At 61.1% G+C, this 22108-nt stretch carries 19 protein-coding genes, 1 tRNA gene and 2 riboswitches; of the genes, 7 read left to right on the top strand and 13 right to left on the bottom strand.

Features of this window, described 5'->3' with window-relative positions; genetic code table 11:
* Positions 1–5: 5 nt before the first annotated feature.
* Entirely contained in the window at positions 6–2789 is a 2784-nt protein-coding gene (locus tag LG281_RS17320) for a ribonucleoside-diphosphate reductase subunit alpha (protein WP_404406808.1), read from the bottom strand.
* A 180-nt stretch (positions 2790–2969) separates the two neighbouring features.
* Positions 2970–3171: riboswitch (cobalamin riboswitch) on the bottom strand.
* 150 nt (positions 3172–3321) lie between these two features.
* Positions 3322–3506: riboswitch (cobalamin riboswitch) on the top strand.
* 202 nt (positions 3507–3708) lie between these two features.
* Between LG281_RS17320 and metE the strand changes: the two genes are divergently transcribed.
* Entirely contained in the window at positions 3709–5982 is a 2274-nt protein-coding gene (metE, locus tag LG281_RS17315) for a 5-methyltetrahydropteroyltriglutamate--homocysteine S-methyltransferase (protein ID WP_404402941.1), read from the top strand.
* A 42-nt stretch (positions 5983–6024) separates the two neighbouring features.
* Here metE and LG281_RS17310 read toward each other — a convergent pair whose 3' ends face one another.
* The 4 genes from LG281_RS17310 to LG281_RS17295 all read right to left on the bottom strand — a co-directional run bounded on the left by LG281_RS17310 (position 6025) and on the right by LG281_RS17295 (position 8248).
* Positions 6025–6633, bottom strand: a complete 609-nt coding sequence (locus tag LG281_RS17310; RefSeq protein WP_404402939.1) for an SCO family protein — start codon at positions 6631–6633, stop codon at positions 6025–6027.
* On the bottom strand, positions 6630–7610 hold the full coding sequence (locus LG281_RS17305) for a copper chaperone PCu(A)C (protein ID WP_404402937.1): 981 nt from the start codon (positions 7608–7610) through the stop codon (positions 6630–6632). Before LG281_RS17305 ends, LG281_RS17310 begins: the two co-directional genes overlap by 4 nt.
* Positions 7611–7673: 63 nt before the next feature.
* Positions 7674–8033, bottom strand: coding sequence for a hypothetical protein (locus LG281_RS17300; RefSeq protein WP_404402935.1), 360 nt, complete (start codon positions 8031–8033; stop codon positions 7674–7676).
* A gap of 138 nt (positions 8034–8171) precedes the next feature.
* Positions 8172–8248, bottom strand: a tRNA-Ile gene (locus tag LG281_RS17295).
* 149 nt (positions 8249–8397) lie between these two features.
* On the opposite strand from LG281_RS17295, the gene LG281_RS17290 reads away from it, so the two are divergent.
* Positions 8398–9114, top strand: coding sequence for an SIMPL domain-containing protein (locus LG281_RS17290; RefSeq protein ID WP_404402933.1), 717 nt, complete (start codon positions 8398–8400; stop codon positions 9112–9114).
* Positions 9115–9170: 56 nt separating this feature from the next.
* Here LG281_RS17290 and LG281_RS17285 read toward each other — a convergent pair whose 3' ends face one another.
* The 3 genes from LG281_RS17285 to LG281_RS17275 all read right to left on the bottom strand — a co-directional run bounded on the left by LG281_RS17285 (position 9171) and on the right by LG281_RS17275 (position 11056).
* Positions 9171–9998 (bottom strand): sulfite exporter TauE/SafE family protein, encoded by an 828-nt coding sequence (locus LG281_RS17285; protein ID WP_404402931.1) that lies wholly within the window; start codon positions 9996–9998, stop codon positions 9171–9173.
* Positions 9999–10175: 177 nt separating this feature from the next.
* Entirely contained in the window at positions 10176–10631 is a 456-nt protein-coding gene (locus LG281_RS17280) for an ankyrin repeat domain-containing protein (protein ID WP_404402929.1), read from the bottom strand.
* Between the two features lie 2 nt (positions 10632–10633).
* Positions 10634–11056, bottom strand: coding sequence for a secondary thiamine-phosphate synthase enzyme YjbQ (locus LG281_RS17275; RefSeq protein ID WP_404402927.1), 423 nt, complete (start codon positions 11054–11056; stop codon positions 10634–10636).
* A 245-nt stretch (positions 11057–11301) separates the two neighbouring features.
* On the opposite strand from LG281_RS17275, the gene LG281_RS17270 reads away from it, so the two are divergent.
* Complete coding sequence (locus LG281_RS17270) at positions 11302–11646, top strand: hypothetical protein (protein ID WP_404402925.1); 345 nt, start codon at positions 11302–11304, stop codon at positions 11644–11646.
* Between the two features lie 131 nt (positions 11647–11777).
* A complete protein-coding gene (locus LG281_RS17265; RefSeq protein ID WP_404402923.1) occupies positions 11778–13979 on the top strand; it encodes an OmpA family protein in 2202 nt (733 codons plus the stop codon).
* Positions 13980–14011: 32 nt separating this feature from the next.
* On the opposite strand, the gene LG281_RS17260 is transcribed toward LG281_RS17265, so the two are convergent.
* On the bottom strand, positions 14012–14626 hold the full coding sequence (locus LG281_RS17260; RefSeq protein ID WP_404402921.1) for a GyrI-like domain-containing protein: 615 nt from the start codon (positions 14624–14626) through the stop codon (positions 14012–14014).
* A gap of 129 nt (positions 14627–14755) precedes the next feature.
* On the opposite strand from LG281_RS17260, the gene LG281_RS17255 reads away from it, so the two are divergent.
* Positions 14756–15376 (top strand): tellurite resistance TerB family protein, encoded by a 621-nt coding sequence (locus LG281_RS17255; protein ID WP_404402919.1) that lies wholly within the window; start codon positions 14756–14758, stop codon positions 15374–15376.
* A 74-nt stretch (positions 15377–15450) separates the two neighbouring features.
* Positions 15451–15666: a hypothetical protein gene (locus tag LG281_RS17250; protein ID WP_404402917.1), complete on the top strand. Its 216-nt coding sequence runs from the start codon at positions 15451–15453 to the stop codon at positions 15664–15666.
* On the opposite strand, the gene LG281_RS17245 is transcribed toward LG281_RS17250, so the two are convergent.
* The 3 genes from LG281_RS17245 to dnaG form a co-directional block, all read right to left on the bottom strand.
* Complete coding sequence (locus tag LG281_RS17245) at positions 15655–15939, bottom strand: HlyU family transcriptional regulator (RefSeq protein ID WP_404402915.1); 285 nt, start codon at positions 15937–15939, stop codon at positions 15655–15657. The genes LG281_RS17250 and LG281_RS17245 overlap by 12 nt on opposite strands.
* 194 nt (positions 15940–16133) lie before the next feature.
* A complete protein-coding gene (rpoD, locus tag LG281_RS17240) occupies positions 16134–18185 on the bottom strand; it encodes an RNA polymerase sigma factor RpoD (protein ID WP_404402913.1) in 2052 nt (683 codons plus the stop codon).
* Between the two features lie 210 nt (positions 18186–18395).
* Positions 18396–20312: a DNA primase gene (gene dnaG, locus LG281_RS17235; RefSeq protein ID WP_404402911.1), complete on the bottom strand. Its 1917-nt coding sequence runs from the start codon at positions 20310–20312 to the stop codon at positions 18396–18398.
* 311 nt (positions 20313–20623) lie between these two features.
* On the opposite strand from dnaG, the gene LG281_RS17230 reads away from it, so the two are divergent.
* A protein-coding gene (locus tag LG281_RS17230; RefSeq protein WP_404400528.1) for an IS5 family transposase occupies positions 20624–21378 on the top strand; the annotation gives its coding sequence in 2 pieces (ribosomal slippage) (positions 20624–20957 and positions 20957–21378; 756 coding nt in all).
* A gap of 16 nt (positions 21379–21394) precedes the next feature.
* On the opposite strand, the gene LG281_RS17225 is transcribed toward LG281_RS17230, so the two are convergent.
* Positions 21395–21952, bottom strand: a complete 558-nt coding sequence (locus tag LG281_RS17225) for an HdeD family acid-resistance protein (protein ID WP_404402909.1) — start codon at positions 21950–21952, stop codon at positions 21395–21397.
* Positions 21953–22108: the final 156 nt, after the last annotated feature.

Here is a 22108-nt window from a genome sequence, read left to right as displayed (position 1 = left end):
GGAGATTACTGGCAGGCTTCGCAATCGGGGTCGTCGATTGCACAGGCATTTACGGCCTCGGGTACAATGACCGGCGAGACGGCATTGAGCTTCCCGTCCGTCCCCTTGAGCGTCGACTTTTCCACATGCGTCGCCGAACGTGCGCGCAAATAGTAGGTCGTCTTGAGCCCCATCTCCCACGCCAGCCGATAGGTCGCATCGAGCGCCTTGCCTGACGGGTTGGCGACATAGAGGTTGAGAGACTGCGCCTGATCGATCCACTTCTGCCGGCGTGAAGCCGCCTTGATGAGCCAGCTGGCCTCGATTTCGAACGCCGTCGCAAAGCGTGCCTTCAAATCGTCAGGTATCCGGTCGATCTGCCCGACGCTGCCATCGAAATACTTCAGATCGGCGATCATAACCTCGTCCCAAAGCCTGCGGGCCTTGAGTTCCTTGACGAGCAGCGCATTCACCACGGTGAAATCGCCGCTCATATTGGTTTTGACGTAGAGGTTTTGATACGCTGGCTCAATGGACTGGCTAACGCCACAAATGTTCGAAATCGTCGCCGTCGGGGCAATCGCAAGGCAGTTGGAATTGCGCATCCCGGCCGATTTCACCCGCGCCCGCAGCGTTTCCCAATCGAGCCGTTGGGTGCGATCCATATCGACCTCGCCCCGCGCATCGGCGACGCGCTCGACCGAGTCGATGGGCAAAATCCCTTGCGCCCACAGCGAGCCCTCAAAACTCTGATAGCGCCCGCGTTCCTCAGCCAGATCGGCCGAAGCCGAGATCGCATGGTAGGAAATCACCTCCATGCTCTCGTCGGCAAATTCCACCGCCGCGTCGCTCGCATAGGCGATGCCCTGCATCTGAAGCGCATCCTGAAACCCCATCAGCCCTAGCCCAACCGGTCGATGCTTCAAATTCGACCGCCGCGCCTCCGGAATCGTGTAAAAATTGATATCGACCACATTGTCCAACATCCGCATCGCCGTCTTGACCGTTTTGGCGAGCTTGTCTCGGTCGAGCCCCGCGTCATCGATATGCGCAACGAGGTTCACCGATCCGAGATTGCACACCGCCACCTCATCCGCCGAGGTGTTGAGCGTGATTTCGGTACAAAGGTTGGAAGAATGCACCACCCCGACATGCTGCTGGGGCGAGCGCAGATTGCACGGGTCCTTGAACGTGATCCACGGATGCCCCGTCTCGAACAGCATGGTGAGCATCTTGCGCCAGAGATCGACGGCGCGGATGGTCTTATGGACCTTGATCCGCCCCGCTTCGGCATCGGCCTCCGCTTGCTCATAAGCCGCCTTGAATGCCGCGCCGTAAAGATCGTGCAGCCCCGGCACCTCATCTGGCGAGAACAGCGTCCACTTCCCGTCCTCGGCGACCCGCTGCATGAAGAGGTCCGGCACCCAATTGGCCGTGTTCATATCGTGCGTGCGCCGTCGGTCGTCACCGGTGTTTTTCCGAAGATCGAGGAATTCCTCGATGTCGATATGCCAGGTCTCGAGATAGGCGCAGACCGCTCCCTTGCGCTTGCCGCCCTGATTGACCGCAATCGCCGTATCGTTGGCGACCTTCAGAAACGGCACGACCCCCTGGCTCTCGCCATTGGTCCCCTTGATATGCGCCCCGAGCCCCCGCACCGGCGTCCAGTCATTGCCGAGCCCGCCGGAATATTTGGCCAGCAGAGCGTTGTCTCTGATGCCCTTGAAGATCCCGTCGAGATCGTCCCCGATCGTTGTCAAAAAGCACGAGGAAAGTTGCGGCCGACGCGTACCGGCGTTGAACAGCGTCGGTGTCGACGCCATGAAGTCGAAGCTTGAGAGCAGATTATAGAACGCGATCGCCCGCGCCTCGCGCTCCACTTCGCGCAGAGCGAGGCCCATCGCTACGCGCATGAAGAATGCCTGCGGCAGCTCGTAGCGCGTGCCCGAAACGTGAAGGAAGTACCGGTCGTAAAGCGTTTGCAACCCCAGATACTGGAACTGCATATCCCGCTCAGGCTTGATCGCCGCGGCAATCCTCTCAAGATCGAACCGCGCCAACTCCGGATCGAGCATTTCCGCCTCGATCCCCGCTTTCACATAGGCCGGAAAATACTCCGCATAGCGCGTCGCCATATCCGCCTGCGTCGCCTGCTCAGGCCGGTCGAACACAAAACTCAATGCTTCGCGCCGTAGCTTGTCGAGCAGGAGCCGCGCGCTCACCTGCGCATAGTCGGGCTCGCTTTCAACAAGCGTACGTGCCGCGAGAATCGGCGCCAGCGCCAACTCGTCAAGCGCAATGCCGTCGTAAAGGTTGCGCTGCGCTTCAGCCAGAACAGCCTCAGCCGAAACGCCCTCCAACCCCTCACAGGCTTCGATGACGACCCTTTCCAGCCGCACGAAATCGAGCGGCACCAGATTGCCCTCGGCATCGCGCATGTTGAGCCCGGGTTCTTCGGCAACATGCTTGGGGTTTTTCGCCTCGGTCTCCGCGCGCTCGGCGGCATGGCGCTCGCGATAGAGCACATAAGCGCGTGCCACCTTGTGGTGCCCACCGCGCATCAGCGCCAGTTCCACCTGATCCTGAATATCCTCGATATGAAGCGTCCGCCCCTCGCCAGGCCGACGCGTCAGTGCGGCTTCGATTTCCTCGGTCAGCCCCTCGACGATTTCATGAATACGCCGCGACGCCGCCGCTGTGTTGCCCTCAACAGCGAGGAATGCCTTGGTGAGTGCGACAGAAATCTTGGTCGAGTCGAACGGTGTCACTGTGCCGTTTCTGCGAATGACATGAAAGCCCGGCTCGGACATGGCGGCAACGGGCCGTTCCGCAACGCCCGGCACAACGGCATAGGTTGGATCGGTAGAGAGAAATTCAGACATCGGTACCCCGGATGTTATGTACGGGGCACATGAAGGCACGCACGACGTTTGGCAGCCCAAACGGCCTGCCGCGCGCAATGCGAACCCAACGAGACACCCCGCTCGTCAAAAATAGGTTTCCGCCACGGCAGGTCTCCTGGCTTGCGGGATGAAGCGCCGATTCCCGCCTTCCCAACGCCTTCTGGCGCCAGTGGCACAACTGGGAATCGGCTCACCGCTTACAGTTGCGGGGACAGCGCCGGATTTTCACCGGCTTCCCGTCTTAGCCCCCGATCTTGCGATTAGAGGAACCGTGACACACAAGATATTGTGTGACTCGGCAGAGTCGCGTCAACCGGCAATTTTTACCGATATAGGAAATGAAACCTCGACAGCCCATGCGCCACGCCTTGCAACTGCCGTCGCAACACGGATATAAAGATATCTTTATGTCTAGTTGACTCCATCCCGCATTTGCGGCATCGTCCAGCCTGTCCGCGGTCCCCGCGAGGGGATAACAGGGAATTCGGTGCAAGTCCGAAGCTGCCCCCGCAACTGTAAGCGGTGTTGGATGTCCGAACGAAAGCCACTGGGGCTTGCCCCTGGGAAGGCGGACATCCCGAAAAGCCGCAAGCCAGGAGACCTACCGCGGACTTTGGTTCCAAACGAAAAACCGATCGGGCGGATCGGCGGAGGATAGACCGATGACCAAGCGTTTTATGGCCTTTGCACGGACAGGAGCGAGCGCGCAACGAATGCGCACCGCCTGAGGAGCCCCCGCCTCGGGCAGATCCAGTCACCAGAATCCAGGAACACCGCAACCTGGCGCGCCGCGCCGGGCAATGGCTTCTATTGCAAAGGCAACCCCATGACCCTCTCAGCCAATCTCGGTTTCCCGCGCATCGGCGCGCACCGTGAACTCAAGAAAGCCCTCGAATCCTACTGGAAGGCCGAAACCGATATCACCGATCTTTTGGCAACTGCAGCCAAGCTGCGCGTGCGCCACTGGCAATTGCAAAAAGATGCCGGGATCGATGTCATCCCTTCAAACGATTTTTCGCTCTATGACCACGTGCTCGACACAACGATCACCTTCGGCGCGATCCCCAGCCGCTTCGAAGTGCTCGAAAGCGATACCCCGCACCCGCTCTACTTCGCCTGCGCTCGCGGCACAGCCGATGCGCCGGCTATGGAAATGACCAAGTGGTTCGACACCAACTACCACTACATCGTCCCTGAGTTCACGCACGACCAGGAATTTGCGCTTTCCTCGCGCAAACCGATCGATGAGTACCTCGAAGCCAAGGCTCAGGGCATTGAAACCCGGCCAGTCGTCCTCGGCCCGGTGACATGGCTTTCGCTGGGCAAATCCAGGGACGACGATCTCGAGCCTATCGACCTTATCGACAAAGTCCTGCCTGCCTATGCCGAACTGCTCTCCGCGCTCAAGGCCGCCGGCACGCAATGGGTTCAGATCGACGAACCGATGCTCACCCTCGACCTCTCCGACAAGCAGCGCGCCGCCTTCGTCCGGGCCTATGATGTCCTGCGTACCGCCGCACCGAAGATCATGCTCGCAAGCTATTTCGGCGCCCTGGGCGATAACCTGCCGCTCGCAGCGAACCTGCCCGTAGCGGGTCTCCACATCGACCTCGCCCGAGCATCCGGGCAGCTCGAGGATGTATTGGCTGTCACGCGGACCAAAGACACGGTCCTCTCGCTCGGCCTCATCGATGGCCGCAACATCTGGCGCGCCGATCTCGACGAAAAATTCAAGCGCGTCCGCCGCGCCTGGGACCTTCTCGGCCCCGACCGGCTGCAGATCGCGCCGTCGTGCTCGCTCCTGCATTCCCCGGTCGATCTCGACCTCGAAACCGCGCTCGATGACGAACTCAAATCCTGGCTCGCCTTCGCCAGGCAAAAGCTCGGCGAGATCCAGGCCCTCACTCTTGCCATAAAGCGTGGTGAGAGCGCGGCTCGCGAAGCCTTTTCGGCAAGCAAGACGGCTGTCGCGAGCCGCACCGCATCCCCGCGCACGACGAACCCCACCGTCCGCAAGCGCGCTGCGGCAATCCGTTCAGAGGATTTGGCGCGCGAAAGCCCCTACGCCGTCCGCCAGCAAAAGCAGACCGACCGCTTCAAGCTCCCCCTCTTCCCGACAACCACAATCGGCTCTTTCCCCCAGACAAAAGACGTCCGGCAGGCCCGGGCTGCGCACAAACGCGGCGAACTCGATGCCGCCGCCTATAACGCCTTTCTGAAGGCCGAAACCGAGCGCAGCATACGTATCCAGGAAGAGCTCGGTCTCGACGTCCTCGTCCATGGCGAATTCGAACGCAACGATATGGTGGAATATTTCGGCGAACAGCTCTCGGGCTTCGCCTTTACCAGGAACGGCTGGGTTCAGTCCTACGGCTCACGTTGCGTCAAACCGCCCGTGATCTATGGTGATGTCTCCCGCCCCGGCGCCATGACCGTCGAATGGTCTGCCTACGCCCAATCGCTTACCGACAGACCTTTGAAAGGCATGCTCACCGGCCCTGTGACCATCCTGCAATGGAGCTTCGTGCGCGACGATCAACCGCGCGCCGACACCTGCCGCCAGATCGCCCTCGCGATCCGCGATGAAGTTCTGGATCTCGAAAAGGCGGGCATCGGCATGATCCAGATCGACGAACCTGCCCTCCGCGAGGGCTTGCCGCTAAGGCGCAAGGATTGGCAGGCCTATTTCGACTGGGCCATCGACTGCTTCCGGCTATCGGCCTCCGGCGTCGCCGACGAAACCCAGATTCACACCCATATGTGCTACGCCGAATTCAACGACATCATGGACGCAATCGCCGCCCTCGACGCGGACGTGATCTCGATCGAAACCTCGCGTTCGGACATGGAACTCCTCGACGCCTTCCGCGCCTTCTCCTACCCCAACGAGATCGGCCCGGGTGTCTGGGACATCCATTCCCCCCGTGTGCCCGATCGGGCCGATATGCAGGCGTTGCTTGAAAAGGCGTTGACGGCAGTCCCCGCCCGCCGGCTCTGGGTCAACCCCGATTGCGGCCTCAAGACCCGCGATTGGCCGGAGGTCAAGGCGTCGCTCGAACACCTGGTCGACGCGGCGAGAACGCTCAGAGCAGCAGTATGATGAGGACGGCTGGGGACCATACCGTCCCCGGCCGTCCTTCTCTCAGGACGCGCCGACGAGCTGGCGGAGCTTGCCGATGGCCGTTTCGCTGTTTTCGCCGTAGGCGATCGTTCCCTCGAATTCGCCACGCGCGTTGAGCAAGAGAACCGAGGCAGTGTGGTTCATCGTATACCCGCCACCCTCGAGCGGCACCCGTTCCGCATGGGCACCCCACGCATCGATGACCTTATCGACGTTTTCGGGCGTTCCGGTAAGGCCGGTGATCCGGTTCGACGCCCATCCCACATAATCGTTCAACATCTCGGGCGTGTCGCGCTCGGGATCAACGGTGATGAAGAACGCCCGCAGGCCGCCAGCGTCGGGCCCAAGCTGCTCAAACCAGTGCGCCATCTCGGCAACCGTCGTGGGGCACACGTCCGGGCAGTGGGTGAACCCGAAAAAGACCGCTGAAGGCTGGCCGACGAAAATCGTATCGTTGACCGTTTCCCCCTCGTCGGTGACGAGCTCATAGTCGCCCGCGCCGTAGCGCTCGGCGCTGGGTCCCGGTGTAGCACCACCCGGGACATAGACCGCCGCCAGGGCAACCAGGAGTACGCCCAAGATGCCCCAAAGCATCCAGCGGATGGCGGACAACGCAGAACCAGCCATCATTCCCCGTCCTGGCCGTGACCGGCATGTGGGGCTGTCGTTGCTCCAATCCCGCCGACGTCGAGCAGAACCGAAACGTCGCCGGCACGTTCAAACGTCAGCGTCACTGGCACCTGCGTGCCCTCTTTAAACGGCTCGCTAAGCTGCATGAACATCAAGTGCAACCTTCCCGGAGCGAAACTGACCTCGCCACCGGCGGGAATTTCGACACCGTTGTCAAGCTTGCGCATTTCCATCACATCGCCGGACATCATCATCTCATGGATTTGCACGTCCCCGGCCACCGGCGAAGAGGCACCGATCAGCCGGTCCGCGCTGTCCCCTGAATTGGTGACCGTGAAATAACCGCCGCCCACCGGAGCGTTGGGCAGCATCGCGCGGGTAAAGGCGCCTGAAATCGTTAAATCGCCCGCGTTCACGGCGCTGGCGGTGTCCCCCATCGCCATTGCCCCATGTTCGTGTCCACCGGTCGCGTCGCTAACGACGAGAGTCACACTTGGCGCTGGCCCGTCCTCGGTCTCGGCGCCGGGCCTGCTCGTCCACGCGGCAACGCCGTTGGCGCATTCCTGTACCACGGGAACATGGAACGCGCCGGGCGCGAGCGTGTCTGCGAAGGTCCCCCGGAAGACGAACTCGTCGTACCAATCGTCGGGCAGTTCGCCACCCGACCAGACGATTTCCTTAACGCCCTCGGTGACTTCCGCCCCATGATTGATGTAAGTATTTTCGTAAGCTCCCGTTACCGTCTGAAGCGTCCACCCCGCCTTGGGCATCGGCTTGACACTGAACATCCCCTCAGGGATTGCGATGCGGACAGTATGGGTGGCCTCTCCGTCGCAGCCATGAGGCACGCGCAGAACGGCCTTGAACGATTGCCCCAGCACAGCCTCCTGAACTTCAAAACTGGCGTGTGCGAAAGCGGGGGCGGATAGCCCCAGGGTTGCGGCAGCAGCGGCCGCGCACAGATGAGTGCGGATCATGATTTGTCTCCAGCAAAAGGAATTGGTCTTTGGATAAACGCCATCAGGCGTTCGGTTGGGCTCTCAGACCAGTGCTGGCGGCGCGCGTGGATTGGCGGGCCTGTGCCCGAAATTATGCGCAGGCTCGACGTCCTCGACGATATAAACGATCCGGGAAAACCCGAGATAGGCGGGTTCGGCAATCGACGGAGGCGGCGGCAGATCGGCGATGGTGACACGGCAGGCATGGCACGGGCCGCAGGCCGGTCCATGCTCGCCCGGTCCTTGCCCGCAATAGCTCACCGTCGAATAGACGGATTGGGCGGAAACGGAATCATCCGCAAATACCGGCGCCTGAGCTTGTCCATAGCCGAACGACAGAAAAAAGACCGCCAGCACTGCCAGCGCCTTGACGACGTCCGCTCCGATTTGCCGTGCTATCATCACCGCGGATAAAGACCTGCGCTCCACTTCCGGCTGCTCAGCATATCCCAAACCCGACCCTTGCCAATGCGGCAATTTGAACGCCGGGGTAGTGGTTTGAAAGCCAGGCCTTCATGCCTCTGACAACTGCCTGAAGAGTGGTGGGCCCGGAGGGACTCGAACCCCCAACCAGACCGTTATGAGCGGTCGGCTCTAACCAGTTGAGCTACAGGCCCACGCGGGGACTTCCTAACCGCTTTATGCGTCGAGGTCCATTGGCTTTTTGGTCGCGATGCACACAGCCGGGCTCCTTTGAGGTCGCCGTAAAACCGTCGCAATGGCCATGGAGAAAACAACTTTGAATACCGATCGAGGAGATGCTCCAATGCGCATTTTGAGCCTGTTCGCCGCCACCGGCTTGGCCCTGGCTTCCGCCGTGCCCGTCCTTGCCGCCGACCCGCAGATGGTTCTGTCGGGCACGGGAACCGTTTTGGCTTCCCCCGACATGGCCACCATCACCACGGGCGTCACCACCCAGGCCGATACCGCCCGCGCCGCGCTCGACGCGAATACGGCTGCGATGGACGAGTTGATTGACGTTCTCGAAAATGCCGGCCTCGCGCCCCGCGATATCCAGACCTCGGACTTCTCGGTATCCCCGCAATACGTCTATTCCGACCGTCGAGATGAAAACGGCTTCACCCCACCGCCCGAGATCGCCGGCTATCGGGTTTCCAACGCGGTCACCATAACCGTGCGCGATCTCGATTCGCTGGGCTCTGTGCTCGACCAGGCCGTCACCGTCGGCGCCAACACCATCAACGGTATCGCGTTTTCGGTGTCCGATACTGCGGATATCATGGCCGAAGCCCGCCGCCGCGCCGTCGAGGACGCGATGAAAAAGGCCAGTATTTACGCCGATGCCGCTGGCGTTTCCCTCGGCGGCATCGTTTCGATTACCGAGCAAACCCAAGGCACGCCGCCCCGGCCGCTCATGGCCCGTGCCGAGATGGCCTTTGACAGCGCCGTCCCCGTCGAGGCTGGCGAGATGAGCTATGAGGTCACCGCCACGATCACCTGGGAAATCAAAGACGGCGAATAGGTCAAAAGCGGCCGACGCTCTCAGAGCCTGACTCAAAAGTCTGACGGGTCAGGCTCTCAGCCCCAGATTGCCTGAATCAGCATCCGTCCCCCGACGATAATAAGGAACGCCGCGAACACGATGCGGAGCGCCTGCCCGTTGAGCCTGTGCGCGATCGCGACCCCCAAAGGCGCCGTCAGCGTCGCGAGCCCACCGATGAGCACGAGGGACGGGATATTGATGAACCCGAGGCTCAGTGGCGGGGTTCCGCTTGCCGTCCAGCCCGAAATGATAAAGCCGATGACCGCGGGAACCGCCAACATGACCCCGAGCGCCGAGCTCGTGCCCACCGCCTTGTGCACCGGCGTGCCGAACGCCACCAGCGTCGGCACGCTCAAAGATCCGCCTCCGACTCCCATAAGAGCGGAGATATAACCGATCACCGCCGCCGCGATCCGGTTGACCAAGGGTACACCTGCGAGCTTTTCCATGAGCCGCCGCTGCACCGGCAACGCCATGTTGAGTGCAATGAACAACGCCATCACACCGAAAATAATCTTGAGCGTAGCGGCAGAATAGAGCCCTGCCATCAGCCCGCCGATCAGCGATGCAGCGACGATCCATGGGCCCCATAGCCGCAGCACCGCGGTCTCTACCGCGCCGCGCCGATGATGGGCCAGCGCACTGCGCAACCCTGTGGGCACGATCACGGCGAGCGAGGTGCCGACCGCCACATGCATTATGATCTCTGGGTTGTAGCCGAGGAGCTGATAGGCGAGCACCATGGCCGGGACCATGATGATCCCGCCGCCGATCCCCAACAGCCCCGCCATGATACCGGATGCGGCCCCGGTCAGGGCAAGCCCCACGGCAAAGGGAAGATAAAGCGCGATCGTTTCGGACAATATGGAAGCTCTGGGTCTGTTAACACTTATAGACAGGAGTTTGACGGGCGATAGTCCGAGCAACTTTCGTGGAAAATCCCGTCTACAATTGATGACAGGCCCTAACAGACCCCAAGCAGGAGAGGACGGAAATGTGTTCCGTTTGTGAGGTGCACCCCCCGAACTGTCAACCCCACACTATAGCGCCGCATCGATGATGTTGAGGACCTCGGCGCGCCGGTCCAAAGGTCCCGCACACACCGCATCGCGCACGGTTTCGCCGCCCGGCGTCACATGGCGGGGATCGGCGCCCGCGGCGATCAGTACGGCCACCATGGACGCATCGCACCATCCCGCTGCATTCATTAGCGCCGTTCGACCGTTCTTCGCCGGCTTGTCGAGAGCGGCACCTCCGGCGATCAGGACACTCAGCACGTCCATCCCGCCACGTGGCCCTGTGGCAAGATAGACGAGTGGTTGCCCGTCACGAGTCACGGCATCGGGATCACCCCCCGCATCGAGATAGCGCTGGACGGCCGCGCCATCGTCGCTCCGCACTGCGGCGGCAATCTCGATATCCTGACCGTCGCGCGGCTGGCATCCTGCAAGCGTCGCGACAGCCAGCCCCATGGCAGCAACACGCGCAAGCCCCATGTTCAATCCTCCCCCAGGACATGCAGCACGATCGACCGGCTGTGGGGCGCGCGACGATGCTCGAAAAGGTAGAGCCCTTGCCAGGTGCCCAGAACCATGCGTCCGTCGCTCACCGGCACACCAATCGAGGTCTGGGTCAACGCCGCCTTGATATGCGCGGGCATATCGTCCGGCCCTTCGGTTGTGTGAACCAGCCAGTCCATACCTTCGGGCACGAGGCGCTTGAAAAAGCCGCTGAGATCGGTTTGCACGTCCGGATCGGCGTTTTCCTGGATGAGAAGTGATGCCGAGGTATGCCGCACGAATATCGTCAGCAACCCTGTAGCGATGGCGCTATCGGCGACGATACGCGCTGCTTCGCGCGTGAACTCATAAAATCCCTGCCCCCGCGTTTCGATGCTGATCCGATGCTGTGTCTGCTGCATATCCTTCATTCTAACTCGGACTTCTCACGCTGGCTATGCCCTGCCAGCGTGAGAAGTCCGGGCTAGCAGAGATTATTGCACTTCCCCGACGGGAACCCAAAGCCACAGCCAACGTTTTGAGGTCAGACGTGGCCAGACGCAAGCGGTCGGCCCGGCCGGTTACCCGGTCGGCCCCCGAAAGTCGAAGCAATCACTACCCTTCGAAACCACACGAAAGGCCTCGGCTAACCACGAGGAGACCATGAATGGCTGATATCGATCGCGATCTGCATGATCGCCGCCATGATGAGCAACGCATCTATTCTGCCGGCGGTAGCGCCGCGGGATGGTGGATCGCGGGCATTCTTGCCCTTGCAGTACTCATCATCGGGTTCATCGCATTGAGCGGCGGGAATCCGGCGCCCGTCGAGGGAACTACAAACCCGGCAACGGGTACGGCGCCTATAACCGAACCTGCACCCATGACTGACGCGGCACCTGCTGATACCGCACCGGCCCAAACCGCGCCGGCGGAACCTGCGCCTGCCGAAACCGCACCTGCCGAAAGCTCGACAGCCCCGGCGACAGAAGAGGCGGTTCCCGCGCAGTAAAATACCGTCACGATGACGCGCGGCTCGAACCTGAACCGCGCGTTCATTTTGCGCTCATGCGCTCACCGCTAAGACCGGGTGCACGGAAACCCGGCACGATCCGAAGGCCGGGGGGCTAAGGAGATATTAAGATGAACATCCGGAACTTGCTGTTGGCCGGCACAGCGGCAACCGTCATTGCCGCGCCGGCAACGTTTGCGCACGCCCAATCGGGAGAGTCCCAGAGTGGTATGCCGCTTGAGAACACGCAATTGGTGCTCCCCGAGCAATGTCAGGGTCTCGAACTCGAAGAACTCGAAGCCTGTCTTGCCGAGCTTGGACTGACAATGCCTGACGGTGAACAGGAAGAAACCGCTCCAGAGGAAGCCGAGCCTACCCCTGAGGACGGTGAGACGACTGAGACTCCAGAGATAGTGGAGGAAGCGCCAACCGAACAAGAGATTACCCCGGCACCTCAACCCGAGCCCGAGCCCGAGCCAGAACCAGAACCCGAAGCGGGGACGGAGGTTGCGCCCGAAACCGGCCCGGTCGAACAATTCCTGTTGCCCGAGCCATGTCAGGACGTTGCTCCCGACGAGGTTCAGGCCTGTCTCGAAAGCCTGCAACGCGAACAGCAGAACGTTGCCCCCCTCCCCGAGACTGAGCCCGAAGTTCTGCCTGAGGAGCCCGTCGAACCTCAAGGCGAAGCTCCAGTAGAAGAGACTATCGAGGAAGCGCCCGAGGAACAGGCACCTGTCCCCCAAGAGCGCCCCGAAGTCCTCGAAGCACCAGTTGAGGAAGAAGTACAGCCCGACGCGATGGAAGAGCCCGAAGCCGAAGCGGAAACACCTGCACAGAGTGAGGTGCCCGAGGGCCTGTCCACCGCCGCCGGCAACTATGACGCAGCGGCAGCCGAATTCCGCTCCGCTGTCGAAAGCGGAGGCGACGTTGCCGGTGCGCGCGAAAACCTGTTGGCCGCACACGCCGAACTCAAATCCGTCTGTGCCGCGATCGGAATGGAAGACCTTGAAGTCTGCCTCGCAACCTTCGGGATTCGCGCCGACATCATTTCCCCCGACGAGATAGAGGCAGCTGGCACTGTCGACGCGGACGGTGAAGTGGAAGCCGAGACAGCCGAAGAACCCCAAGCCGCGCCTCTCGATGAAGACACGCTCGGCGAAATCCTGCCCGAAGGTGTCGAATCGGATGCAGTTGCACCGCTCCTTGATAGCGCCAAGGACGCGCTGACCGGAACGGACGAGCCTACTCCCGAGGCAGAAGAGGCCGAACAGCAAGAAGAAGCCGAAGAACCGGCGCCCCCGCCACAATCGGACGCCGAAGCACAGTCGACCCTCGAAGCCGTCGATATCGAGCCGATCACAACCGAGGAAGGCACACGCCGCGAGGCGCCTGTCGTAGTCGAAGAGGACAACGGAGATGAGGCGGTCGTCGTCGGGCGCGTCGAAAGCGAGCGCCCCCAGAACCTAAACGTCATCGAACAGCTTGGGCTCTCGCTCGTCTTCGAGTTCAACAACCACCTCTATATAGATACGCCGGACACCGACCGGCTCTACTACGAGAATGATGAGGATTATTACATCGAAGATCTGCCCGGCGGCCGCACCCGTGAGGTTATCCTGCGCGCCGACGGCAGCCGGATCGTCACCATCCGCGACCGGTATGGCGAGATCGTCCGCCGCTCGCGTATCGAGCCCGATGGCACCGAAATCCTGCTGGTCTATGTCGATGAGCGTTACAACCGCTATGACGAACAGGGCCGCTGGATCGACCCGGGCAGCCAACTGCCACCGCTCCGGCTCACCATCCCACCGCAGGAATACGTGCTCGATGCGAGCGCGGCAAATGCCGAGCGCATCGAAACGTTCCTCTACCAACCACCTGTCGAGCAGATTCAACGTTACTATACGCTCGATGAGGTCAAGCGGTCCGCCCGCATCCGCGACATGGTGCGGCGGCTCGAGGTCGGCGACCTGACCTTCGAGACCAACAGCGCCGCGATCCCGCCCGACCAGCTCCAGGCGCTCTCGGAGGTCGCCAACGCCATGCTCGACCTTTTGGCGCAGAACCCGGCGGAGACCTTCCTCATCGAAGGACACACCGACGCCGTGGGCAGCGATCTCTACAATCTCGAACTGTCGGACCGCCGCGCCGAATCCGTCGCCTACGCACTGACCCGCGTCTACGGTATTCCCGCCGAAAACCTTGCAACCCAAGGCTATGGCGAGCGCTACCTCAAGGTGGTGACTCCGTTTGCCGAACGCGTCAACCGCCGCGTGACGATCCGCCGGATCACCCCGCTGATCACGCCAGTAGCAGGTGCCCCGGCGGGCTGACCACCTGAGAAGGGCGGGCTAGCCCGCCCTTTTCATTTCACCGGCTGGCGGATGATCGTCTTGAGCTTTTCCGGCGCCACCCTGCGCGGATCGGAGAGATAGATTTCGTGATGCTTTCCCGTAAGCGATAGTCCGTGTGCACCCGTCGCCTCCTCATGCATTTTCGCGATCAGCGGCCCTTCATCGTCATAGCTTCCGACATGAAGCACCTGGATCGCCTGCCCCTCCTCGAAAACTTCAACTCTGAGCCTGTCGAGCGCCGGCGGCGCCTTTTTCTTCCGGGTCCGCGTGATGGCATCGTCGATCATCCGTGGCCCGACCCAGTCGGGCACCATCAGCATCATGGTCCACGACCACTTGTCCTTCTCTCGTGCGGTGAAGGCCGCCATATCCTTGCTCCACCACAGCCCCTCGAGTGGCGGTACGGCATAGTCCTTTTCGAGTTGCTTCTTGCTGGCGAATTTGAGCGCATAGGCGACCGCGTACAATGTCTCTACCGCCTCGGTATAGCGCTTTGCTGTATTGGGATCGCCCGTTCCATCGACCATCAGGAACCGCATCGGCGGTACGTCTACCAGATGGATGCCCCTGGCCTTTGTCGGGCCATAGAGGGCTTTCAAACTCTTTTTGAAATCGATCTTGTCCATAAGCGACTCCGATACGCGCGGCATCGATTTTACGAGCCGCCCTAAATCTTCGAAAGGTGCGTTGCGGCCCGTCCCCGCATTTCCTATCTGCGAATGACGACTGCCAATCCTCCGGAGCCCAAGACAACAATGTTCGACTTCGACAAGATCGTGACGGCACTCAAGACGGATCCCAACATGCAGCGTACGGCCGGGGCCGGCGCTGTCGGCCTTGCCGCCGGCTTGCTTCTGGGCGGAGGCGGCGTTGGCAAGCTCGCCAAATATGGCGCCCTCGCCGCAGTTGGCGGGTTGGCCTATAATGCGTGGCAGAAAAGCCAGCAGAACAAGGCTCCGGACGGCGACATCCCGCCTGCCGATGAACGCTTCATCCCGCAGGCCGAAAATGAACGTGAAGCCCTCGGCAAATCCCTGGTCCGCGCCATGATCGCCGCCGCGAAAGCCGACAACCGGATCGACGCGGACGAAAAGGAACGCATTTTCCAACGCCTGGAGACCATGGACCTTTCCGCAGAGGAAAAAGCCTTCGTCTTCGATGAACTGGCCGCCCCGCTCGACCTCAATGCCGTCGTGAGAAGCGCTGATACGCCCGAACACGCCGCCGAAATCTATGCGGCTTCTCTGGTTGCGATCACCGCCGACACGGCCACTGAACGCGCCTACCTCGAAACGCTGGCCAGCCGGCTCCACCTGCCCGCGGCACTGGTTGCGGAAATCCATGCCGCAGCCGACGCGGAAACGAAGGTGTCCTGATCTCAACGTTTCGAAGGAACCTGACCCCGTCCTTGTCGATTACCAGGGCATCGCCGGAATCAGGATTTGCGAGAATGACCTTCCTCGATCCCAATCGGGCCTCCGCCGAGCGGAGCGACATCGGCAAATGGGTTATGCGCATTCTCACAGGACTCATCATCGTCCTTCTGGGCTGGTATGCGCTCACCGTTGGAACGGACCGTCACGGTCGGCCGGACATGGTGTCGGAACCGGGTGACGTGCAGTCGACCGAATCTCCGCTCGTGGATGCACCGCCCCTAGCGGAATAGGCTCGTTCCCTGCTCCTTGATGAGCTGACGGCCCTTACCGAGCGTTGCGACGATTGCGTCTTCCTTGGACGTGAACTTGTCGGCACGGATGAACTTGTAGATCTTGAGTTCGCCATCGATCTCTTTTTCGATGGTCCCGGCAATCTGGTACTCGCCACCGGCCTGCATCAGCACGGCCTTGATGGTATACCCTTCGTACTCTTCATGCGCGTCGACCTTCGGCATCGCGGGCTTCTTTTCCCCACCCCCGAATAACGATTTGAGAAACGACATCGCGCGCCTCCTTTTTGAATTTTGTTCACGCCAAGCCCCCCTCGGCTTGGAGAGGAATTTTGACATAACGATAAAGACTTTGGCCGCGATCCGATAGGGGCGGCGATTTTTTTGCCCCGTTGGAAACCATTCCCCGAACCGCGCAAAGAAAAGCCGGCCCTTTCAGGCCGGCTTCCATGTGAAATCACGGTCTACTAATTATCCAGGAAGCTCCGCAGCTTCCGGCTGCGGCTCGGGTGCTTGAGCTTCCGCAGCGCCTTGGCCTCGATCTGACGGATACGTTCGCGGGTCACCGAGAACTGTTGCCCCACCTCTTCGAGCGTATGATCGGTGTTCATCCCAATACCGAAGCGCATGCGCAGCACGCGTTCTTCGCGCGGGGTGAGCGAGGCGAGCACGCGGGTCGTCGTCTCGCGCAGGTTCGACTGGATCGCCGCATCGATCGGCTGCACCGCGTTCGAATCCGGGATGAAATCCCCAAGGTTCGAATCTTCCTCGTCGCCAATCGGCGTTTCGAGCGAAATCGGCTCCTTGGCGATCTTGAGGACCTTACGCACCTTGTCGAGCGGCATCTGCAGCTTTTCGCTGAGCTCTTCGGGTGTCGGCTCGCGGCCGATCTCATGCAGCATCTGGCGCGAGGTGCGGACGATCTTGTTGATCGTCTCGATCATGTGCACCGGAATACGGATCGTGCGCGCCTGATCGGCGATCGAGCGCGTGATCGCCTGCCGGATCCACCACGTGGCGTAGGTCGAGAATTTGTAGCCCCGGCGGTATTCGAACTTGTCGACCGCCTTCATCAGCCCGATATTACCCTCCTGGATGAGATCCAGGAACTGCAGCCCGCGATTCGTATACTTTTTCGCAATCGAGATCACGAGCCGCAGGTTCGCTTCCACCATCTCCTTCTTGGCGATGGCGGCTTCCCTTTCGCCCTTCTGCACCTTGTGCACGATGCGGCGGAATTCCGCGATATCGAGGCCGGTCTCGGTGGCCAGCGTCTGAATTTCGCTGCGCAGGTCATCGATCGTCGCGCGTTCCTTGGCGACGAAATCCGACCAGCCCTTTTCAGGCCGCTGGATGACCTTGTCGGTCCAGTCCGGATCGAGCTCCGAACCGTAATAGGCGTTGAGGAACTCGTCGCGCCTGACCTTGTAACTCTCGGCAAGCCGCAGCAAACGGCCTTCGTTGCGGACGAGGCGCTTGTTGATGTCGTAAAGCTGCTCGACAAGGCTTTCGATACGCGAATTGTTGAGCGCCAACGACTTGACGTCCGCGATCACCTCATTGCGCCAGCCCTCGAGCTGCTTGACTTCTTTCGAATCGAGCGACTTGGCCGCAAGCTGCTCTTCGACGTGCTGATCCTGCAGCTTGCGCATCTTGCCATAGGTCTCGGCGATGCGGTCGAAGGTCTCTACAACCTGAGGCTTGAGCTCCGCTTCCATGGCCGAAAGCGAAAGATTGTTCTCGTATTCGTCCTCGTCGTCATCTTCTTCGCCAGAACCGCCTTCGCCTTCGGCGCCCTCTTCGCCGGTCTTGGCTACGGGTTCAGCACGGCCGGAGGCAGGCGTCGGGCGCTCCTCGGCTTCATCCTCATCCTCGTCCGAATCCCCCGCCGGTTCGGCCATCTTGGCGTCGGGACCGGCATAGGTCGCTTCGAGATCGATGATGTCGCGCAGGAGAATTTCGCCCTCGGCGAGCTGGTCGCGCCAGATGATGATGGCCTGGAACGTCAGAGGGCTTTCGCAAAGCCCGGCGATCATGGTCTCGCGACCCGCTTCGATGCGCTTGGCGATGGCGATTTCGCCCTCGCGGCTCAGAAGTTCGACCGAACCCATCTCGCGCAGATACATGCGCACTGGGTCGTCGGTCCGGTCCGAGCCGGATTTGGCGTTCGACGTATTCGCGACCGCGGTGCCGGTCGTCGTCGCGATTTCGCCGCCTTCATCGTCGCTACTGGTATCGGCCTCGGCCTCTTCGACCTCGTCCTCGTCGATCACATTGATGCCCATGTCCGAGAACATCGACATGATATCCTCGATCTGCTCCGAGCTGACTTCTTCCGAAGGCAACACGGAATTGATCTCTTCATAGGTCACATAACCGCGCTTCTTGGCGGTCTTGATGAGCTTCTTGACCGCGGCATCGGAAAGGTCGAGAAGAGGACCGTCGGGTCCTTCGGTACTGGCTTCGGTCTTGGTATCGGCGTCTGGTTTGGTCTGGTTGGCTGCTGCCTTAATGGCCATGTATGCTCTCCTGAGCCGTGCCGCGTGCGGCACCGGTATCGTCACCCCAAGATGGTGCTTTGGGCTTTGCGCTCCAAGGGAATCGATTACAGTTAACAAAAGATGTTGCGGTCACGACCTTTTGCACCGTTCCGGCCCGCATCCGGTTTTCCCCATGCCGGCCCCGCAATGCCAACACGCAAAAACGCGCGGACACGAATCGCCTCTTTTCTAAAGGCTCCGCGTCACACGCCCGGATAACGAACCAAATCCCTCGATCAATGCCTCTGTACCATCGACACTGGAAATCTGATTCTGGATGTCCCGCAGCCGTTCGAATGCGTTTTCGCTCAGGTCTTCGCCTAGCGCCAATTCGGCTGCTTTGAGCTCCCTATTTAGTTGAACCGATTTGTAATGCAAGGCCAGCGCGTGTTTTAATCCGGTCTCTGCGTCACTTTGTGCACTGTCCGCCTCGATCTGCCACACCCCCTGGCGTGCCAGGATCATCCGCATTTTCTCCAGAACCGGCCCGAAACCACGCGCAATCAGCGCCTCGTGCACGGCATTCGGCCCCAGATCGGGCTGCACCATGATCAGATCGAGAAAGGCCGCCATCACCTGCCGCACCGGTAGCGACTGAAACTCGATCTCCGCCAGCGCCTCGAACCGGGCCTGCGCCAGCTCGGGGTGATTGACGAGACTCATCACGATCACCGCCTCGCGCGGCATGATGTCCGGGGAGGTCGCCGATTGCTGTAACCTCTTGCGCAAAGATTCGCTCACAAGCGTCCGTGGCGACCCACGCTGCCCGCCCCGCCGCTCGTAATTGCCCCCCCGCCCGCGCCCTTGATAAGGGCCGCGCTGATGCGAAAACAGCGCCGAGAGCTTTTCGTCGAACGCCTGTTGATAGTGCCGGCGCACCGAAACGTCCCCGATCCGCCCCGCCCGCTCGCGCAACCGTGCTTCGAGCGCCGCCCGTGCTTCCGGCGCTTCGGGAATCCCCCCGGCCGTCTCAAAGCCCCAGACCGCATCCGCCAAGGGCCGCGCGCCGGAAATAAGCTCCTCGAACGCCTGCCGCCCGCGCTGCTTGATCAGATCGTCCGGATCGAGCCCGTCCGGCAACGTACAGATTGCCACCGATTTCCCCGGCTTGAGCATTGGCAGCGCGATATCGGCGGATCGCTCCGCCGCCCGTATCCCGGCGCTGTCGCCGTCAAAGCACAAGACGGGAATATCCGTCATCCGCCACAAAAGCGTCAGATGATCCTCAGTGAGCGCCGTCCCGAGCGGCGCCACGGCGCCCTCGAACCCCGCCGCGACCGCCGCGATCACGTCGAGATACCCCTCGACCACCACGATCGGCTTGCCGTCATACCCCGCTTGCCGCGCGGCCTGCCCGTTATAAAGCGTCTGGCGCTTGTGAAAGAGCTCGGTTTCCGGCGAATTGAGATATTTCGCCGCCACATCCGCCGAAAGCGCCCGCCCGCCGAACGCGATCACGCGCCCTTTGAAATCGGTAATCGGAAACATCAGCCGGTTGCGGAACCGGTCATAGGGCACCGCGATATCCTCGCCATGCACGAGAAGCCCCGTAGCGGTCATCTGCTCGAGCGTCACACCGTTCGCGGCCAGAAATTCCTTGAGCCCGTTCCGGCTGTCGGGCGCAAACCCGATCCGGAACCGCTGCTGCATCGCTCCGGAGACCCCGCGCTCCATCAGATATCCACGCGCCCGCGCACCGACATTATGCGCCAACGCCTCGGTGAAATAGGTCGCGGCCATATCCATGACATCGTAGAGCGACCGCCGCTCCGCATCCCGCTTTTCCGCCCGCGCATCCCGCTCCGGCATCGGCACGCCAGCGCGCCCGGCGAGAAACTCGACAGCCTCGGGAAAGCTCATCCCCGTCTTTTCGGTCAGAAACCGGAAATGGTCCCCGCTCGCCCCGCACCCGAAACAGTGATACCGCCCGCGCCGGTCGTCGGCATGAAAGCTCGGGCTCTTCTCGCCATGAAACGGGCAACACGCCCACATATCGCCCCTGCCGGGCTGGGATTTGCGCTTGTCCCACACCACATGCTCGCCCACCACCTGCGTAATCGGCAGGCGGTTGCGAATCTCATCGAGGAAGGTGTCGGAAAAGCGCATGACCTTTAAGTAGGAACTGCCCTACATTTTGTCACGCGCCGATCCGTTGTTCACAGCTTTTCCACTGTAGTGAGTGACGCTATGAAAAGAAAATGCTTGCTTACGCTTGTTCTGTGGGCAGAGCGTTCCCCCACCCTCGTCATCGCCGGGCTTGACCCGGCGACCTTGTAGCCCTTCCTGCGTTAGCAAAAACGCTGTGAGGTCCGCGGGTCAAGCCCGCGGATGACGATGGAGAGGGTGTAGAACCGCTAGGCTCAGGACCTATTAATTTCGTTTGAGATGTGATTCACGGCTTCCAACAGGAGGCCTTGATGGGTGATTTGTTTTTGCTGAGCGAGCGCCAGATGGCGCGGATATCTCCGTTCTTTCCGCTGTCGCATGGGGTGCCGCGGGTCGATGACCGACGGGTTGTGAGCGGCATCGTCTATGTGATCCGCAACGGTTTGCAGTGGAAGGATGCGCCGGCCGGCTACGGGCCGCACAAGACGCTCTACAACCGTTTCATCCGCTGGAGCCGGATGGGTGTCTTCGACCGCATCTTCGCCGGGCTCGCCGGCAAAGGGCCAAAACCCGAGCGCATCATGATCGACGCGACGCATCTCAAGGCTCACCGCACCGCGGCGAGCCTGCTCAAAAAGGGGCTGTTCCCCGTCGCATCGGGCGAACAAAGGGCGGACTGAACTCGAAGCTCCACACCGTTTGCGACGGTGAAGGTCGGCCGATCATCCTGCTCCTGTCGGAAGGCCAGATGAGCGATCACACGGGCGCCCGCCTCGTGCTCGACGCCTTGCCGCCGGCCTCCCATCTGATCGCCGATCGCGGCTACGACAGCGCCTGGTTCCGCCAGGAACTTCAAGCACGAGGCATCGAGCCCTGTATTCCCTCGAGCCGCAACCGCAAGGTCCCGTATGACTACAACAAGGCGCTCTACCGTCAGCGCCACAAGGTCGAGAACCTTTTCGCAAAGCTCAAGGACTGGAGGCGCATCGCAACCCGCTACGACCGATGCGCCCACACCTTCTTCTCGGCCATCTGCATCGCAGCAGCCGTCATCTTCTGGCTCTGATCAATGAGTCCTGAGCCTAGTGCCCGGCCTTGTAAAGCCGCCACGCCAGCCCAAACAGCCCCAGCGAAAAAATGGCGATCAAAATCCCGCCCAGCATCACAAGTACTTCAGCAGCGATAAGCGGCATGAAAATCAGCACCGCGCCGAAGATCACATAAAGCGCGCCCGACAGCAGCACCGGCCAGATCTTGGCGTAATGCTCACGCTCGCGAAGAATAACCGTGATTTCCATCGCCCCCACGAAGATCGCCTGAATGGCGACGAGGTAGACGAGGAAAGTTGCAGCGATCAGCGTACCCAGAAACGGGCTGATCAGGATGAGCGCGCCGACGATGATCGAGAGCGCGTTGCGAATAACGTCGAACCAGAAATTCCCGGTCTTGCCGCCGCCAAAGGTAATCGACCAGAGCCCTAGAACGCCGTCGACAACGAACAGCGCGGCGGCAACGGTCGTCAGCACCAAGAGCGCCATACCCGGGAAGAACAGGGCATAAAGCCCGGCAAGCAGCATGAGAACGCCGCGCAAACCGGTCAGGATCGACGGCATACGCGAGGAGGATTTGGTATCCGGCATGGAGTGTCCCCGAATTTTATGACAACAGCCGGGCCATCATACGTCAGCACGCAGCGTCCGCCAACGCCGAATTGTATCCGATTATCAGAGGATTAGTTCTGCTGCACAATGATTATGACCGGTTGCGCGAGCGCTTCCCGCCCCCTCCACCGTCAT

Origin of the sequence: Pelagibacterium halotolerans (genome assembly GCF_044811015.1) — a bacterium.
In the GTDB taxonomy this organism is placed as follows: domain Bacteria; phylum Pseudomonadota; class Alphaproteobacteria; order Rhizobiales; family Devosiaceae; genus Pelagibacterium; species Pelagibacterium halotolerans_A.
This window is presented reverse-complemented; position numbering and strand designations above follow the sequence as displayed.